The following is a 16,457-nucleotide window of genomic DNA, read 5'->3' as shown; positions in this document are numbered from 1 at the left end:
AAGGCCGGCGCGACCGTTCAGCCGAGGCCGCGGCGCGCTGCGGCGAGCCGCTGCTCGAGGTAGGCGCTGTAGAAGTCGGGCGCCATGCCGACCAGGCGCGGCGCCGCTTCGCGGCCGTCGCGGCCGAAGAAGAGCACCGTGGGCGCGACGTCGACGCGCCAGCGCCGCAGCAGCTCGTCGTGGGTGCCGGCGCCGCCCTGGAAGTCGACCAGCGCGGCGCGGCTGCCGAGGTCGAGCTGGACCACCGGCAGGCCGCTGTCGCGACGCAGGGGCGCGAGGTAGTTGTCGCGCACCAGCTGGCAGAAGGGGCAGCCTTGGAGGCTGGCCAGCACGACCAGCGGCTGGCCGCGGCCCAGCGCGGCGGCGAGGGCGCCGGCCAGCGATCCGGGCGCCGGCAGGGTGGCGGCGGCGGCCCGCGGGGACGGCAGCAGGCCCGCGGCAAGCGCCAGCAGGGTCGCGCGGCGATCGATCGAAGCCGCGGCCGCCGGCTGGCCGCGGCGCTGTCGTGTCCTCGTCACTGCGCCTCGCGCTCCATCAGCAGGTAGGTGTTGTAGGCGTTCATGCGGTTGGCCACGCGAAACAGCGGCAGCCGCTCGAACCGGCTCCAGTCGGCCGCCTGGTACGCGGCCTCCCAGGGTTCCATCGCCCGTGCGGCGCCGCCCATCACCTGGCGCAGGTAGGCAAGGTAATCGCGCGTGAGTTCCATGTCGGCGCGGGCCTGCGACGACATCGGGCCGTGGCCCGGCACGATCGCGGCCGCGTCGAACGCCAGCAGCCGGTCGAGCGCCTTGATCCACTGGCCGCTGTCGGCCTGGCCGACGAAGGGGATGCGGCCGCGGAACACCAGGTCGCCGGCGAACAGCACCTTCTCCTGCGGCAGGTACACCACCAGGTCCTCGGGCGTGTGCGAGGGGCCCACGTGCCGGATCTGGAACAGCACGCCGCCGACCACGAGGTCGGTGTCGCCGGCCAGCCACCGGTCGGCCGGAACCAGGCGCGTGCCGGCATCGATCCAGGGGGCCAGCTCCTTGCGCGAAGCTTCCAGCCGCAGCCGGGCCGTGTCCGAATTGAGGTACTCGCGCGCCGCCTCGTGGGCGACGACGGTGGCGCCGGCGGCCTGCAGGGTCTGCAGGCCGTAGATGTGGTCGGCGTGGTAGTGCGTGAGGATCACGTGCGTCACCGGCAGCGCCGTGTGGCGCCTGATCTCGGCCAGCAGCCGCTGCGCCAGCGCCGGGGAGCCAAGCGCGTCGATGACCACCACGCCGGCCGGCGTCACGACGAAGGCGGCGTTGGAGATGAAGTTCTGGTTGGCCGGCGAGCCGAGCGCCGACTGGCCTTCGACGTACCAGGCGGAAGGCGACACCTGGCGTGCCGGCAGGGGCACGACGGCGGCGGTCGCCTCGGCGCAGAGGGCCGGGGCCGCGGCCACCGGTGCCAGCAGCAGGCCGGCGAGGACACGGAGCAGCACGAGCGCGGAACGCATACCTGTGATCACCTTTGCTGGAGTGGCGTGCGGGGCGCGGGCAGCCTTGACGAAAATCAAGCTCGAGCTGGCCGCGTCTCCGGTAGGATAAATATAAGCGATTTATTAATTACGGATGTATGCCGATGCTGGCCCGCCTGATCGAACTGCTCGGAGAACCTGCCCTGCTCGCCGTGGGCGGCGCGGCGATCGGCATCCTGTTCGGCTTCTTCGCGCAGCGCTCCGCATTCTGCCTGCGCGCGGCCGTGATCGAGTTCTGGCGCGGCCAGCCGGGGCAGAAGCTCGCCGTCTGGCTGCTGGCCTTCTCCGCCGCGGTGGTCGCGGTCCAGGTGCTGGTGCTGTCGGGTGCGATGGATGTCAGCGGCGCGCGGCAACTGGCCACCCGCGGCAGCCTCTCGGGCGCGCTGCTGGGCGGGCTGGTGTTCGGCGCCGGGATGATCATGACGCGCGGCTGCGCCAGCCGGCTGCTGGTGCTGGCCGCCAACGGCAACCTGCGGGCCCTGCTGTCCGGCCTCATCTTCGCCGTCACCGCCCAGGCTTCCCTGGGCGGGGTGCTGGCGCCGCTGCGCCACGCCATCAGCCAGTGGTGGACGGTCGACGGCGGACCGGCCCGCGATCTGCTGGCGGTCACCGGCCTGGGCCACTGGGGCGGGCTCGCCTGCGGCGGCGTGTGGCTGGCCGCGGCGCTGTGGTATTCGCTGCGCAGCGGCTGGGGCCTGTGGAAGTGGGTCGGCGGCGTCGGGACCGGGCTCATGATCGCCGCCGCCTGGTGGTTCACCGCGAGCGTGGCGGCCGAGTCGTTCGATGTGGTGCCGGTGCAGGGCGTCACCTTCAGCGGTCCGTCCGCCGAATGGCTGATGCGAGTGCTCGCGCTGCCAGCGCCGCGTCCGGGATTCGACTTCGGACTGCTGCCCGGCGTGTTCGCCGGATCGTTCGTCGCGGCCTGGCTGGGCGGCGGCCTGCGGCTCGAAGGCTTCAAGGACGGCTACGGCATGCGCCGCTACATCGCCGGGGCGGTGCTGATGGGATTCGGCGCGATGCTGGCCGGCGGCTGCGCCGTCGGGGCCGGCGTGACCGGCGGCGCGGTCTTCGCGCTGACGTCCTGGCTGACGTTGGTGGGGATGTGGACCGGCGCCGGCCTCACCGACCGCTGGCTGGACCGCCGCGGCGCGGCCAGCGGGCCGGCGCCGGCGGACGAGCGCGCCCCGGCGCTGGTGGCGCCCTGAACGCGCCGGTCAGCGCGCGACCTCGGCCTCGATCGCGATCTGCGTGCACACGGCACGGCACAGCGTCACGACCCGGTCGTTGATGATGCGGTAGTAGATCTGCACGCCGTCGCGGCGCTTGCCCAGCACGCCGGCCTGGTACAGCGTGTTCAGGTGCTGCGACATGTTGGGCTGGGTGGTGTCGATCTCCCCCAGCAGCTGGCTCACGTTCTTCTCGCCGTTGCACAGACAGCTGATGATCTTCAGCCGCATCGGCGCCGACATCACGCGAAACACTTCCGCCGCGAGCTCGAACACCTCGTCGGATTCGATCGGGGAAGCCGCTTCTTCCTTGGGGGAACGTTTCGCCATGGTGCCGTCCGCAATATCGTTGCTCGCCAATATAAGCGATCCCAGCCCGACGATGGAAGAGGGCGGAACCCGCGCCGGCCCGGCGCAGCGCGGTCGGATCGCGCCGCGCGCTGCCGGACCCGTTCTTCCTAGGGATGGCTGGTCGCGGCCAGCTGCTCCAGGCGCCAGCCCTGGTAGTTGAGGGCCGCCCGGGCGCCGGCGATCATGGCGAACACGGCCACCAGGCTGGTGGCGCTGAGGGTCGACGCGCCCGAGATGCCCTGGCCGATGCTGCAGCCCATGGCGGTGACGCCGCCCACGCCCATCAGCACGGCGCCGGCGAGGTGGTGGGCCAGGTCCTCGGTGCCGCCGAACCCCTCCCAGCGGAAGCGTCCGGTGGCCAGCGCCACCAGGGCCGAGCCGGCGACCACGCCGAAGACCGAGACGATGCCCACGGTGAGCAGCTTGTTGCGGTCGCTGTAGAACAGGAGCCAGTCGAGGGTGTAGGCGATCGGCGAGACGAAGCTGAACGCCTCGGCCCGGCCGGAATTGGTGGCGAGGTAGGTCGCTTCCAGCGTGTTGGGATGTTCGGGCAGGTAGCCCAGCGCGCCGCTGACCCACCACATGGCGATCACCGTCGCGCCGATCCCGGCCCCGGCCAGCAGGTTGTTGGCGCGGCGGAAGTCGCGCCCGCCCAGCGACCACGCCAGCAGGGCGCCGCCGACCGCGAGCGCGAGCGCGAGCCCGGCCGCACGCGGGGCGATGCCCAGCGCCTGCGCGGCCCACGACGGCAGCCGGGCGCTGGTGGCGAATTCGATCGCGACCCGATCCACCGTCGCCACCCGCCAGACGGCGGTGAAACCCTTGAGCGTGGCGAAGGCGGACACCGCCACGACCAGCACCACCACCAGCGACTTCAGGTTGCCGCCGCCGACCCGCACCAGGGTCTTGCTGGGGCAGCCGGACGACAGCACCATGCCGAAGCCGAAGATCGCGCCGCCGACCAGCGCCGACAGCCAGCTCCAGCGGTTGGAGGAATAGAGCGTGCCCTCGGGGTCGACCAGGCCGGACCAGGCCAGCAGGCCGAATCCGACGGTGGCGACGCCGACCGCCAGCGCCCACTGGCGCGAGCGCGTCCAGTCGCCCATGGTGGCCACGTCGGTGATCGCGCCCATGGTGCAAAAGCCGGTCTTCTGGACGATGGCGCCGAATGCCAGGGCCACCAGGAAGGAGGCCCACAGCACCTGCTGCGTCAGTGAGGCGAGGGCGTCGGCGCTCATGGCTCGATTCTAGGCGGCGGGCCCCGGCCAGCGGCGGCGCTCGGAATCGTCCTAGGGGGACCCGGCGCGCAGGAGGCACGCCTTTCAGCGAAGTCCGAGGACCAGATTCAGCCGTTGCCGATGTTCGCCGCGGCCCCGGCCTGCGACAGTGATGCGCATGACAGAGCGTCACGTTCCAGTGAAGGTGTTCCTCGCCGACGACTCGGCCATGATCCGCGAGCGGGTCGCGGCCATGCTGTCGGCCCGGGCCATGAACATCGTCGGCGAAGCCGAGACGCCGCAGGGCTCGATCGACGGCATCCTGGCGATGCACCCCGACGTCGTGGTGCTGGACGTGCAGCTGGAGGGCGGCACGGGCCTGCAGGTGCTGCGCGCCGTGCGCCAGCTCGAACCGGGCATCGCTTTCGTCGTCTTCAGCAACAACGCCGGCCCCGCCTACCGCAAGCGCTACCTGGGCGAGGGGGCGCAGCGCTTCCTCGACAAGACCACCGAGTTCGACCAGCTGGTGACGGCCGTCGAGCACGCGTCCCATGCACACTAAAAACCATCCCCGGAGGAACTCATGCCCGCCGCAGCACTCGAAAAATCTGCCAACCGCACCGTGCGCATCGTGACCGAAACCGCCGCCGCCACCGCCTGCGCGCCCGTCGCGCCCGCCACGACGCAGTGCTCGACCTGCCACCTGCGCGACCTGTGCCTGCCGTGCGGCGTGAACGGCGTCGACATGGACCGGCTCGACAGCATGAAGTTCACCCGGCGCAAGGTGAAGGCGGGCCAGACGCTGTACCGCGAAGGCGACAAGTTCCAGTACATCCATGCGGTGCGCACCGGCACGCTGAAGTCCAGCCTGATGCTGTCCGACGGGCGCGAGCAGGTGAGCGGCTTCCACATCGCCGGCGAGCTGGTTGGCCTGGACGGCGTGGCGCAGGGCCAGCACGCCAGCGCCACGATGGCGCTCGAGGACACCGAACTGTGCGCCATCCCCTACGCCAGCCTGTCCGACCTGGCGGCCGGCGCCACCGGCATGCAGCACATCATCAGCCGGCTCATGAGCCGCGAGATCCTGCGCGAACACAGCCTGATGATGCTGCTGGGCAGCATGAACGCGGAAGAGCGGCTGGCCGCCTTCCTGCTGAACCTGTCGCAGCGCTATGCCGCCCGCGGCTACTCGGAGCGCGAATTCCACCTGCGCATGAGCCGCGCGGAAATCGGCAGCTACCTGGGCATGAAGCTGGAGACGGTGAGCCGCACCTTCTCCGCGTTCCAGCAGCAGCGCATGCTCGAAGTCGACAAGCGCCACATCCGCATCACCGACCTCAACGCGCTCAAGCGCCGCTTCGAGGTCCGCGTGCACTAGGAGCGCGCCAGCCGGGGCAGCGATGAAGTACAAGGACTACTACGCGGCCCTGGGCGTGCCCCGCGACGCGGACGCCGAGCGGATCAAGAAGGCGTACCGCAAGCTGGCCCGGGAGCACCACCCGGACGTCTCCACGGATCCCGCGTCGGAGGCCCGTTTCAAGGACGTGGCCGAGGCCTACCAGACCCTCAGGGACCCGGAGAAGCGGGCGGCCTACGACCAGCTGGGCCGCCGCCCGGCGGGCGAGGAGTTCGCCCCGCCGCCGCAGTGGGCCCGCGAATTCGGCGCCGGCTCCTTCGAAGACCTCGACCTGGCCGACCTGCTGGCGGCCTTCGGCCGCGGCCCCGGCCAGCGCGGCCACCGCGGCCCGGTGCCCGTGCCCGGGCGCGACTACGAGAGCACCGTGCGCATCGGCCTCGAGGATGCGCACCGCGGCGCGACGCTGAACCTGCAGCTGGATGGCGGCGACGGTGGCCGCACGCTGGAAGTGACGATCCCGCCCGGCGTCAGCGAGGGCCAGCGGCTGCGCCTGCGCGGCAAGGGCGGCAAGGGACATGGTGGCGCCGCCGATGGCGACATCTACCTGCATGTGACGCTGGCGCCGCACCCGGTGTTCCGGGCGGACGGGCACGACCTGCACCTCGACCTCGCCCTCGCGCCCTGGGAGGCCGCGCTCGGTGCGGAAGTGCAGGTGCCCACGCTCGACGGGCCGCTGCTGCTGACGGTGCCGTCCGGCACCCGTGCCGGCCGCAAGCTGCGGCTGCGCGGGCGCGGCCTGGCCAACGGCCGCGGCGGCCACGGCGACCTGTACGCCCATGTGCACATCGACGTGCCGGGCACGCTGACCGAGCGCGAGCGGGGACTGTTCAAGGAATTGGCCGCCGCCTCGCGGTTCGACCCGCGCGCGCTGGCCGCCAGGGAGAAAGCGCCATGACCGCGCATCCGGTGGACGTCGCCTGGCTGGACGGGCGCGAGACCGTCACCCGGGCCGAGCTGGCCCGCGCGAGCGGCCTGAGCGAGGCCGACATCACCGAACTCGTGGAGTACGGTGCCCTGCAGGTGCTGTCCGCCGGCGCCGCCGAGCCGGTCTTCAGCGCCGAATGCCTGTCGCCGCTGCGCCGGGCCAGCCGGGTGCGGCGCGATTTCGACCTCGACCTGTTCGCCGTCGCCGTACTGCTGCAGTACCTGAACCGCATCGACGAACTGGAGCGCCAGGTGCGCACCCTGCGGGCCCACCTGCCGTTCCACGCGCCGACGGTGCCGCGCGAAGGGCCGCAACCGTGGCGCGAGCCGCACGGCTGACCCCAGCGCACGGGCCGGCGAAATATTGACCCCTGACCGGTGGCTGGCCGCCGCCCCGTGCTAACGTGGGCCCACCACCAGGAGAATGTCGTGCCAGCTTTTGCCGTCAAACACATCGTCGAGGATCAGGGTCTGCTCACCCGGATCATGAAGGACGTGCGGCGCACGCCGTACTCCTATGCCTCCTGCGAGCCGGAGGCGAGCGATGCCGCGCTGGGCAACATCGTCTACGTGATCGAGGTCCGCGGCGAACCCAAGAGCCCGCGCTCGTTCTGGCTGGGCTACAAGTACCGGGCCTTCGAGAAATACCCGCCGGCCGGCGGCGGGCTCTGGCGCGAGCGCTTCAAGTTCAAGAACGCCGCCAGGCCGATGGAGCGCGCCGAAGGCGCCTACTTCGATGCGCCGGTGGAGATCGAGAACCCGCAAGTGACCGCCTGGCTGCGCGAGAAGGCCGCGGTGATGGCCGAGATGCCCGAGCACCTGACCAGCGCCCTCGACGCGCTGCTGGACGACCCGGCACGCGGCGCCAAGCGCTTCGCCTGAAGCAGGGGCGCCCCGGGAAGCGCTGAACGCGTCCCGCCGCGCGCGACGCGATTCACTTGGCGCTTCCTTCGGCGCCCGGCGGCCGCACCGCCAGCACCCGGCCGGCACCGACCGGCGTGTGGCCGGCCAGCAGCGTGAAGCCGGCGTCGGGCACCAGCCTGGGCAGCGCCACTTCCGGCCGCAGCAGTTCGACCTCGACTCGCTGCGGCTGGTGCGCCGCGAGCCACTGCGCCAGCGGCATCGCCAGCCGCGCCGTGAATCCCTCGTTGCCGACCACCAGCGTGCAGCGCACCTCGTCCGCCGCCGGGCCGGTGGCGCCCGCCAGGGCGGTGAGTTCCACCAGCAGCTGCGGGGTGAACGGCGCCGCCGGCGCGAAGCCGCCGCCGGCGGCCCGCCGCGGCAGCCGCGCGGCGACGAAGGCGATCAGGTTGCCGATCACCGGCAGCCACAGCACCAGCAGCAGCGTGCCCACGTCGCGGGCCAGCGAGGGATCGGGCGCGAGCTGGCGCATCGCGGCCCCGACGACGGCGAGCGCCAGCAGGATGGCGACGATCAGCTGGCGGCGGGCGGACGTGGCTTTCATGGCGTGCGCGATTGTGGCATCCGTTGACCGGCTGCAAGGTCGGCGCCCACCCGCCGATGCAGAATCGACAGCGGGCGGCCGAGGGCCGCGCCCCCTGGAAGGAAAGGCCATGCTCGTCGGTGTCCCCAAGGAGATCAAGAACCACGAATACCGCACCGGGCTGACGCCCGCCAGCGTGCGCGAGCTCACGGCGCGCGGCCATTCGGTGCTGGTGGAAGCCGGGCTCGGCCAGGCGATCGGGCTGGGCGACGGCCAATACGCGGCGGCGGGCGCGCGCGTGGCCGCCACGGCGCGCGAGGTCTGGGAGCGGGCCGACCTGATCGTGAAGGTGAAGGAACCGCAGGCCGCCGAGCGGGCGCTGCTGCGCGAGGGCCAGGTGCTTTTCACCTACCTGCACCTCGCGCCCGATCCGCAGCAGGCCGCCGATCTGGTTCGGTCGCGCGCCGTCTGCATCGCCTACGAGACCGTCACGGCGCCCGGCGGCGGGCTGCCGCTGCTGGCGCCCATGAGCGAAGTGGCGGGGCGGCTGGCCGTGCAGGCCGGGGCGGCGCACCTGGAACTGCCCGCCGGCGGCATGGGCGTGCTGCTGGCCGGGGTGCCGGGCGTGCCGCCGGCCCACGTCGTCGTCATCGGCGCCGGCGTGGTCGGCAGCAACGCCCTGCAGATGGCGGTGGGGGCCGGTGCCCGCGTGACGGTGATCGACCGCAACGTGCAGCGCCTGCGTGAGCTGGACCTGGTGTTCGGCAACCGCGTCGAGACGCGCTTCTCGACCGTGCACGGGATCGAGGCGGCGCTGGCCGAGGCCGAGCTCGTGATCGGCGCCGTGCTGGTGCCGGGCGCGGCGGCGCCCAAGCTGGTGACCCGCGCCATGCTGGCGAAGATGAAGCGCGGCGCGGTGCTGGTCGACGTGGCGATCGACCAGGGCGGCTGCTTCGAGACCTCGCGTCCGACGACGCACGCGCAGCCCACGTTCGTGGTCGACGGGATCATTCATTACTGCGTCGCCAACATGCCCGGCGCGGTGGCGCGCACCTCGGCCCATGCGCTGAACAACGCGACGCTGCCTTTCGTGCTGGCGCTCGCCGACCAGGGCTGGCAGCGCGCGCTGGCCGGCGATCCGCACCTGCGGGCGGGCCTGAACGTGTGCCGCGGCGCCGTCACCCACGCCGCGGTGGCGGCCGCGCTGGGCTACGAGTGGCGCGATCCGGCGGACTTCCTCGCCTGACGCCCGGCGGTTCAGCCGGTCGCCGCCGTGACGTCGCGCACGGCCTGCGCCAGCAGCGGCGCCACTTCGATCGCGTTGGTGGGATGCGCGATGGTGTCGCAGCTGACCATGCGCGCGACGCCGGCGTCCAGCAGTTTCGCCTGGCCTTGCGGCGTCAGCAGCGCGTGGACCACCACGCACACCGGCCGTGGCAACCCCATCCGCTCCAGCACCCGCGCCGCGGCCGCCAGCGTTTCGCCGGTCGAGGCGATGTCGTCCAGCAGCACCGGGATGCGGCCGGTCCACTGGCCGCCGCCGCGCAGCGCCACGCTCACGTCATGGTCGCCGCGCCGCGCCTTGGCCATCACGGCCCACGGCGCGCCGGCCAGCCGGGCCACCGAGGCGACCCATTGCTCGCTCTCGGCATCGGGGCCGACCAGCACCGGCTCGGGCACGTGGCGCCGCAGCCACCGGGCGATCAGCGGCGCTGCCGCCACGACGCTGGTGCGGATCGAATAGATGTCCGAGAGGCTGCGCCAGCGGTGCAGGTGCGGGTCGACCGTGACCAGGAAGTCCAGCGACGAGGACAGCAGGCGCGCGAAGCTGCGCGAGGTCACCGCTTCGCCGGGGCGGAAGCGCGCGTCCTGGCGCATGTAGCCGAGGTAGGGCGCCACCAGCCCCACCCGAGCGGCGCCGAGCTCGCGCGCGGCGTCGGCGGCGAACAGCAGCGGCAGGGCCTTGGTGTCGGGATGGTCGAGGCTGCCGGCGAGCACGACGCAGCGTCCCTGCAGCGGGAGGTCGAACCGCACCAGGCTCTCGCCGTCGGGGAAGCGGTGCAGCGCGAGTTCGCTGCGCTCGCAGCCGAGGTCGGCGGCGAGCAGGCCCGGCAGCCGCCCGCCGTCCGGAAGGGCCACGATCAGCAGGCCGGGCGTGCTCATGCGTCCTCGGTCACATGGACCGTGTCGGGCTGCGTGCGGGCGTATTCGACGGCATACGCCAGTTCGCCCGGCGAATCGGCGTGCAGCGTGAACAGCGGCTCGCCGCGCTCGACGAACTGGCCGGTGCGCACATGCAGGTCGATGCCCGCGCTGGGCGTCTGCGGTGCGCCGGCCAGCTTGGCGATGCGGGCCAGCCGCCGGTTGTCGACCGCCACCACGCAGCCGCTGCGCTGCGCGGCGATCTGGTGGCGGTGCGCCGCCACCGGCGGCTCGCGCATCCCGCCCTGGGCCGCGCAGATCTCGCGGAACTTGCGCCAGGCGCGGCCGTCGCGCAGCACCGCCAGCGCCAGTTCCGCGCCCTGGCCGGCAGCGGCGGCGCCGCCCACTTCCAGCAGTTGGCCGGCCAGGCCAGCCGCGCGCACGGCGAGGTCCCCAGGCGCGTCCGGCTGCCGCTGCAGCACCGCCAGCACGTCGCGCGCTTCCAGCGCCGGACCGATGCCGCGCCCCACCGGCGCCAGCCCGTCGGTGTGGATCACGCGCACCTGCAGCCCGAGGGCGGCGCCCACCTGTTCCAACTGCTGGCCCAGCCGCTGCGCGTCGCGGGCGCTGCGCACCTTGGCCGTGGGGCCGACCGGCATGTCGATCACCACGTGGGTCGCGCCGGCGGCCGCCTTCTTCGAGAGCACCGAAGCCACCAGCTGGCCCTGGCTGTCGAGGTCGAGCGGCCGCTCCACGCGGATCAGGATGTCGTCGGCCGGGCTCAGGCGCACCGCGCCGCCCCAGACGATGCAGCCGCCGGTGCGCTCGACCACGCGCTTGATCTGCGGCACGTCCAGCGCCACCGGCGCCAGCGTCTCCATGGTGTCGGCGGTGCCCGCCGGCGAGGTGATGGCGCGCGACGAGGTCTTGGGCATGCGCAGCCCGCAGGCGGCGACGATCGGCACGATCAGCATCGTGGTGCGGTTGCCCGGCAGGCCGCCCACGGAATGCTTGTCCAGCACCAGGCCCGGGCCCCAGCTCATGCGCTCGCCGACGTCCACCATGGCGCGGGTCAGCGAGGCCGTTTCGTCCAGGTCCAGCCCCTCGCCGGCGCAGGCGGTGACGAAGGCGGCCAGCTGCAGGTCCGAGTAGCGGCCGGCCGCCACGTCCGCGATGATCGCGCCGAAGGCGCCGGGCGTCAGGTGGCGGCCGTAGACCTTGGCGCGCACGTGGCCCAGCGATTCCAGCGGCGGCGGGTGTCGCATGGTCGCGACGTCGCCTTCGGCGGCCTGCAGCAGGCGCCAGGCCGCCTCGGACAGCGCCGCCTCGTCGGGCGACAGGAACTCGCCGGTCACCACGTTGAGCGTGGCGACGATGGTGCGCTCGCGCAGGGCGACCTCGATGCGCGACTGCGCCTCGAAGCCTTCGGAGCGGCAGACGTGGCAGTCGCGGTGCATGTACAGCACCGGCTCCTGGTAGGTGTCTATGCCCAGCCGCCGCAGGCGGATCCGGCTGGGCCCGATGGCGATCGGGGCCGGCGCCGCCTTCACTCGAGGCCGACCTCGAGCTTGTCGATGACGCTGGTGACGCCGCGCGTGCCGAATGCCGCGCCCACCGCCGCGTCGTGCTCGGCCAGCGAGTCCACCCGTCCGCTCAGCGTCACCGTCCCCTCCTCGACGGCGACGTCGATGTGGCGGGCCTCGCGCTCGGCATGGCGGGTGAGCGCGTCCGTGATCTGGCGGGCGATGTCGTTGCCGCGCACGCGGGGCTTGATGCTCACCAGGTTGGTCACGCCGCGCACGCCGGTCAGCGGGCGAATGCACTGCTCGGCGCTGCTGAACTGGTAGGGCCAGTCGACTTCGCCGGTGAGGGTGACCCAGCCGTCTTCCACCTGCACCTGCACCTTGTCGTCGGGCACCAGCGAGTTCCAGCGCAGCGCCGCGATGGCGGCCTGCGCGATGTCCGAGTCGCTGCGCCGGTGTTCCGGCGCCAGCTTCACGTCCAGCTCGATCGCCAGCCCGCGCACGCCGGAGACGCGGCGCACCGCCCGTTCCACGGCATGCTTCTGCGCGAAGGTGTCGAGGTGGCCCGTCAGCGTGACCACGCCGTTGTCGACGGCGATGCCGATCGCGCCCGCGTTGATCGCCGGGTCCCAGGCCAGTTCGGCCATCAGGTCGGCCTTCAGTTGCGCATCCGTTTTCATCTGGGGCTCCTTGTCGACAGGGCGGTACCGGCGCTGCGCGCCGACATTGCTCAATCTAGGCGGCGGGCTTCGGAAAGCCTTGACAATTCGCAACCCGCCGGCCGCGCGGACGCGTGCCCCCGTCCTTGATCTGGGTCACGGCGCCCCCGGGGCCGCGGCCTAGATTCAAGGCAGCCCGGCGCAACCGCGTCGCGGCGCGCCACTTTCTCTCGAGGGAGCCATGAAACCCGACTGGATCCTCATCGCCAACGCCACCAGGGCCCGCCTGTTGCAGCAGGACACCAATGAGCGCGTCAAGGAGCTGCACAGCTTCGAGCATCCGCAGGGCCGCAGCAAGATCGGCGATCTCGCCGACGACCGCGCCGGCTACGAGGCCGTGAGCAGCGGCGCCGGCTCCGCCGCCTACCAGCCGCGCACCGACGCCAAGCAGAAGGAGCACCAGCGCTTCGCGCGCGAGCTGGCGGCCTTCCTCGAGCAGCAGGCGCAGCTCGGCAACTACCGCCGGATCGAGCTGTTCGCGTCGAGTCCGTTCCTGGGCGAGCTGAAGGCGGAGCTGGGCGCGGCCACCAGCCGCCTGCTGGGCGACACCCACGATCTGGACCTGACCATGGTGGGGAAGGCCGAGCTCGGCCACCGGCTGGCGCAGGAGATGGCGCCCTGACATCCGCGGTGCCGGCGCGGCGACCGCCGCGCCGGGCCTAACCGGCGACAGACAGGTGGTCGACCACGCGCGAGACGCCGCGCGTCGCGGCGGCCGCGGCCAGCGCGGCGTCGTGTTCGCGCAGCGAGTCGACCGCGCCTTGCAGGGTCACCACCCCGCCTTGCACCTCGACCTCGATCCGGCTCGCCTCGCGCCTGGCGTGCCGCAACAGCGCGCCGACGATCTCCGAGGACACGTCCTGCTCCGTCACGCGCGGCTTCACCGCCACCCGGTTGGTGAGCCCGCGCACGCCGACGAGGTGGCGGATGCACTGCTCGGCGCTGGTCAGCTGGTAGTGCCAGTCGACGTCGCCGGTGAGCGTGACCCAGCCGTCCTCCACCTGCACCTGGAGCCGCTCGTGCGGCACCCACGCATGCCAGCGCAGCGCCGCGAGCGCGGCCTTGGCGATGTCGGAGTCCGGCCGGCGCTGCTGGGCCGGCACGACCACGTCGAGATCGAGGGCGACGCCGCGCACCCCGGCGACGCGGCGCACGGCTTTTTCGACCAGGTGCTTCTGCGCGTAGCTGGGGAGCTGGCCGGTGAGGGTCACCATGCCTTCCTGCACCGTCACGTCGAGCGCGGCGGGCTCCACCGCCGGATCCCAGGCGAGTTCGGACAACACGTCCTGTTTCAGTTGCTGGTCGGTCTTCATGGGGCGCTCCCTTCGCGTTGACTGGCACCCACGGCCAGTGCGCTGCTGAATCTAGTGGGCGCCGGTGCCGACGCCATGACGTGACGCAAACTCCGCGCCGCGCGGTCCGCGCCTGTCCAGCCCAGCTGCTCGGCAAGGCAGCGGTGCGACGGCCCGTGGGCAATGCCGCGGCTTGACCTGCATCATGGTGGCGACGCCCGCGCGCCCTAGATTCGCCAATGGCACGGCGGGGCGGCCCGGCCCGCGGTGGCCAGCCCCGGTCGGGCCGTCTCCAGGAGCCAGCCGTGAACATCGCCAGTTTCTGCCAGCGCGACGTCGTCACCATCGAGGCCGATGCGTCGCTGCGCGACGCGGCCGGCGCCATGCGCGAACGCCATGTCGGCGCGCTCGTCGTCACCGATGCCACGGCCCCGTCGCGGGTGGCCGGCGTGGTCACCGACCGCGACCTGGCGATCGAGGTGCTGGCGCGCGACCTCGACGCCGGCAGCATCCGCATCGGCCAGCTGGTGCGGCGCGCGCCGGTGTCGGTGCCCGGCGACGGCAGCCTGCGCGAGGCAGTGGCCGCCATGGAGCAGGCGGGCGTACGGCGGCTGCTGGTCACCGGCGATGACGGTCGCGTGATCGGCTTTCTCTCGGCCGACGATCTGGTGCAGGCGCTGGCGGCGGAAGTCGCCGGCCTGGCGCGCGCCCTGCGCAGCGGCATGGAGCGCGAGACCGCGGAGCGGCCGTCGGCCACGCCGCCCGACGACGACGCCGTGTTCCTGCCGCTGGGCATGCTCGGCATGCACTGATGCCATGGGCGCGATCGGCGCCGCCGCGCCGCGCTGGGAGCACTTCGACCACGGCGCCGACATCGGCGTGCGCGGCTGCGGGCCGACCGAGGCCGCCGCCTTCGAGCAGGCGGCGCTCGCCCTGACGGCGGTGGTGACCGATCCGGCGTGCGTCGCCGCCGAGGAAAGCGTCGCCATTGCCTGCGAGGCCGGGGACCACGAACTGCTGTTCGCGGCCTGGCTGAACGCCCTGATCGCGGAGATGGCCGTGCGCCACATGCTGTTTTCCAGTTTTGAGGTGCGCTTGAGCGACCATCGGCTGGCCGGCCGCGCCGCCGGCGAGCGCGTGTCCGTCGAGCGCCACCGGCCGGCGGTCGAAGTGAAGGGCGCGACGTACACGGCGCTGCGGGTGGCGCGGACGGCGGATGGCGGCTGGCTCGCGCAGACCGTCGTGGACGTGTGAGATGCATCCTTCATCGTTCGTCCAGCGCGGCCCCTGCCAGTGGGAACTGCCGGCGTCCGGGCCGATGCGCGTGCCGGTAGTGATCTACGCCAGCGAGGCGCTGCTGCGCGAGATGGACGAGAAAGTGCGCGAACAGGCGGTGAACGTGGCCTGCCTGCCGGGCATCGTCGGCGCCTCGTATGCGATGCCGGACGCGCACTGGGGCTACGGCTTCCCGATCGGCGGCGTCGCCGCCTTCGACGCGCACGAGGGCGGTGTGATTTCGGCCGGCGGCGTGGGCTTCGACGTGTCGTGCGGCGTGCGCTGCCTGCACACCGGGCTGGCGCGGGCCGACGTGCGCGCCCAGCAGCAGCGACTGGCCAAGGCGCTGTTCAGCGGCATCCCCGCGGGCGTCGGCAGCACCGGCGCCATCCGCCTCGACGCCGACCGGATGGACCAGATGCTCGCCGGCGGCGCCCGCTGGGCGGTGGCGAACGGCTGGGGCAGCGAGGAAGACCTGGCCCGCACCGAAGAGGGCGGGCGGATGGCCGGCGCCCACCCGGCCGACGTCCCGGAGCTGGCCAAGCGCCGCCAGCGCGACGAGATGGGGACGCTGGGCAGCGGCAACCACTACCTCGAGGTGCAGGAGGTGGCGGAGATCTTCGCGCCGGCCGCCGCCGATGCGTTCGGTCTCCACACCGGCGACATCGTGGTGATGATCCATTGCGGCTCGCGCGGGCTGGGCCACCAGATCGGCACCGACTACCTGCGGCTGATGGCGGAGGCGGCGGCCGGTTTCGGCATCGTGCTGCCCGACCGCGAACTGGCCTGCGCGCCGCTGGACTCGGCGCTGGGACAGCGCTATCTCGGCGCGATGCGCGCCGCGATCAACTGCGCCCTGGCCAACCGGCAGATCCTCACCCATCTGGTGCGCGAGGTGTTCGCGGCCATCTTTCCCGGGGTGCGCATGCCGCTGCTGTACGACGTGTCGCACAACACCTGCAAGCTCGAGCAGCACCGCGTCGGCGGCGAGCGGCGCGAGCTGTACGTGCATCGCAAGGGGGCGACCCGGGCCTGGGGCCCCGGCCATCCGGAGCTGCCCGAGGCGTTCAGCCTGGCCGGGCAGCCGGTGCTGATCGGCGGCTCCATGGGCACCGGCTCCTACGTGCTGGCGGGTACCGCGCAGTCGGCGACGCTGGCGTTCGCGTCGGCGTGCCATGGCGCCGGCCGGGCCATGAGCCGGCACCAGGCGCTGCGCCGCTGGCGCGGCCGCCAGGTGGTCGACGAGCTCGCCGCCGAGGGCATCCTGGTGCGCAGCCCGTCGTCGCGCGGCATCGCCGAGGAGGCCCCGGGCGCCTACAAGGACGTCGCGGCCGTGGTCGATGCCGCCGATGCAGCCGGCCTCGCGCGCAAGGTGGCGCGGCTGCGACCGCTGGTGTGCATCAAGGGGTAGGCACGCCGTGCC

Annotated in this window: 20 protein-coding genes; 11 read left to right on the top strand and 9 right to left on the bottom strand. The window is 72.8% G+C overall.

What is annotated here, in order from left to right; all coding sequences use genetic code 11:
• Positions 1-17: 17 nt before the first annotated feature.
• Positions 18-518, bottom strand: a complete 501-nt coding sequence (locus VNT59_RS03985; RefSeq protein WP_325496847.1) for a hypothetical protein — start codon at positions 516-518, stop codon at positions 18-20.
• On the bottom strand, positions 515-1,483 hold the full coding sequence (locus VNT59_RS03980; RefSeq protein WP_325496845.1) for an MBL fold metallo-hydrolase: 969 nt from the start codon (positions 1,481-1,483) through the stop codon (positions 515-517). Before VNT59_RS03980 ends, VNT59_RS03985 begins: the two co-directional genes overlap by 4 nt.
• Before the next feature lie 119 nt (positions 1,484-1,602).
• Here VNT59_RS03980 and VNT59_RS03975 point away from each other — a divergent pair, with 119 nt between their 5' ends.
• Entirely contained in the window at positions 1,603-2,709 is a 1,107-nt protein-coding gene (locus tag VNT59_RS03975) for a YeeE/YedE family protein (RefSeq protein WP_325496843.1), read from the top strand.
• A gap of 9 nt (positions 2,710-2,718) precedes the next feature.
• Here VNT59_RS03975 and VNT59_RS03970 read toward each other — a convergent pair whose 3' ends face one another.
• Entirely contained in the window at positions 2,719-3,060 is a 342-nt protein-coding gene (locus VNT59_RS03970; RefSeq protein ID WP_325496841.1) for a metalloregulator ArsR/SmtB family transcription factor, read from the bottom strand.
• Between the two features lie 128 nt (positions 3,061-3,188).
• Positions 3,189-4,319 carry a YeeE/YedE family protein gene (locus VNT59_RS03965; protein WP_325496839.1) on the bottom strand — a complete coding sequence of 377 codons (1,131 nt, stop codon included), beginning with the start codon at positions 4,317-4,319 and terminating at the stop codon, positions 3,189-3,191.
• 157 nt (positions 4,320-4,476) lie between these two features.
• Between VNT59_RS03965 and VNT59_RS03960 the strand changes: the two genes are divergently transcribed.
• The 5 genes from VNT59_RS03960 (at position 4,477) to VNT59_RS03940 (ending at position 7,521) form a co-directional block, all read left to right on the top strand.
• Positions 4,477-4,860, top strand: a complete 384-nt coding sequence (locus VNT59_RS03960) for a response regulator transcription factor (protein ID WP_325496837.1) — start codon at positions 4,477-4,479, stop codon at positions 4,858-4,860.
• 21 nt (positions 4,861-4,881) lie between these two features.
• Positions 4,882-5,676, top strand: coding sequence for a fumarate/nitrate reduction transcriptional regulator Fnr (fnr, locus tag VNT59_RS03955; protein WP_325496835.1), 795 nt, complete (start codon positions 4,882-4,884; stop codon positions 5,674-5,676).
• 22 nt (positions 5,677-5,698) lie between these two features.
• A complete protein-coding gene (locus VNT59_RS03950; protein ID WP_325496833.1) occupies positions 5,699-6,610 on the top strand; it encodes a DnaJ C-terminal domain-containing protein in 912 nt (303 codons plus the stop codon).
• Complete coding sequence (locus VNT59_RS03945; protein WP_325496831.1) at positions 6,607-6,978, top strand: chaperone modulator CbpM; 372 nt, start codon at positions 6,607-6,609, stop codon at positions 6,976-6,978. Before VNT59_RS03950 ends, VNT59_RS03945 begins: the two co-directional genes overlap by 4 nt.
• Before the next feature lie 90 nt (positions 6,979-7,068).
• Positions 7,069-7,521: a hypothetical protein gene (locus VNT59_RS03940; protein WP_325496829.1), complete on the top strand. Its 453-nt coding sequence runs from the start codon at positions 7,069-7,071 to the stop codon at positions 7,519-7,521.
• A gap of 52 nt (positions 7,522-7,573) precedes the next feature.
• On the opposite strand, the gene VNT59_RS03935 is transcribed toward VNT59_RS03940, so the two are convergent.
• Positions 7,574-8,104, bottom strand: coding sequence for a hypothetical protein (locus VNT59_RS03935; RefSeq protein WP_325496827.1), 531 nt, complete (start codon positions 8,102-8,104; stop codon positions 7,574-7,576).
• A gap of 109 nt (positions 8,105-8,213) precedes the next feature.
• Between VNT59_RS03935 and ald the strand changes: the two genes are divergently transcribed.
• Positions 8,214-9,329: an alanine dehydrogenase gene (ald, locus tag VNT59_RS03930; protein WP_325496825.1), complete on the top strand. Its 1,116-nt coding sequence runs from the start codon at positions 8,214-8,216 to the stop codon at positions 9,327-9,329.
• Between the two features lie 11 nt (positions 9,330-9,340).
• Here ald and VNT59_RS03925 read toward each other — a convergent pair whose 3' ends face one another.
• From VNT59_RS03925 to VNT59_RS03915, 3 genes are read right to left on the bottom strand one after another with little or no spacing between them, the layout of a single operon-like run.
• The gene (locus VNT59_RS03925) at positions 9,341-10,246 is read right to left on the bottom strand and encodes a ribose-phosphate pyrophosphokinase (protein ID WP_325496823.1); all 906 of its coding nucleotides are present in this window, start codon (positions 10,244-10,246) and stop codon (positions 9,341-9,343) included.
• Entirely contained in the window at positions 10,243-11,775 is a 1,533-nt protein-coding gene (locus VNT59_RS03920; RefSeq protein ID WP_325496821.1) for a thymidine phosphorylase family protein, read from the bottom strand. The genes VNT59_RS03925 and VNT59_RS03920 overlap by 4 nt, the downstream gene beginning before the upstream one ends.
• Positions 11,772-12,428 (bottom strand): BON domain-containing protein, encoded by a 657-nt coding sequence (locus VNT59_RS03915; RefSeq protein ID WP_325496819.1) that lies wholly within the window; start codon positions 12,426-12,428, stop codon positions 11,772-11,774. Before VNT59_RS03915 ends, VNT59_RS03920 begins: the two co-directional genes overlap by 4 nt.
• 220 nt (positions 12,429-12,648) lie before the next feature.
• Here VNT59_RS03915 and VNT59_RS03910 point away from each other — a divergent pair, with 220 nt between their 5' ends.
• A complete protein-coding gene (locus VNT59_RS03910) occupies positions 12,649-13,089 on the top strand; it encodes a host attachment protein (RefSeq protein WP_325496817.1) in 441 nt (146 codons plus the stop codon).
• Positions 13,090-13,126: 37 nt separating this feature from the next.
• Here VNT59_RS03910 and VNT59_RS03905 read toward each other — a convergent pair whose 3' ends face one another.
• Positions 13,127-13,780, bottom strand: coding sequence for a BON domain-containing protein (locus VNT59_RS03905; protein WP_325496815.1), 654 nt, complete (start codon positions 13,778-13,780; stop codon positions 13,127-13,129).
• Between the two features lie 284 nt (positions 13,781-14,064).
• On the opposite strand from VNT59_RS03905, the gene VNT59_RS03900 reads away from it, so the two are divergent.
• The 3 genes from VNT59_RS03900 to VNT59_RS03890 are packed head-to-tail and all read left to right on the top strand — an operon-like array spanning position 14,065 to position 16,445.
• Positions 14,065-14,571: a CBS domain-containing protein gene (locus VNT59_RS03900; RefSeq protein WP_325496813.1), complete on the top strand. Its 507-nt coding sequence runs from the start codon at positions 14,065-14,067 to the stop codon at positions 14,569-14,571.
• A 4-nt stretch (positions 14,572-14,575) separates the two neighbouring features.
• The gene (locus VNT59_RS03895) at positions 14,576-15,013 is read left to right on the top strand and encodes an archease (protein ID WP_325496811.1); all 438 of its coding nucleotides are present in this window, start codon (positions 14,576-14,578) and stop codon (positions 15,011-15,013) included.
• A gap of 1 nt (position 15,014) precedes the next feature.
• Entirely contained in the window at positions 15,015-16,445 is a 1,431-nt protein-coding gene (locus tag VNT59_RS03890) for an RtcB family protein (protein WP_325496809.1), read from the top strand.
• The last annotated feature ends 12 nt before the right edge of the window (positions 16,446-16,457 follow it).

Origin of the sequence: Ramlibacter sp. (assembly GCF_035554825.1) — a bacterium.
Taxonomy (GTDB): Bacteria; Pseudomonadota; Gammaproteobacteria; order Burkholderiales; family Burkholderiaceae_C; genus Ramlibacter.
The sequence above is the reverse complement of the archived record's forward strand: the minus strand, read 5'-3'. Positions and strand labels throughout refer to the sequence as shown.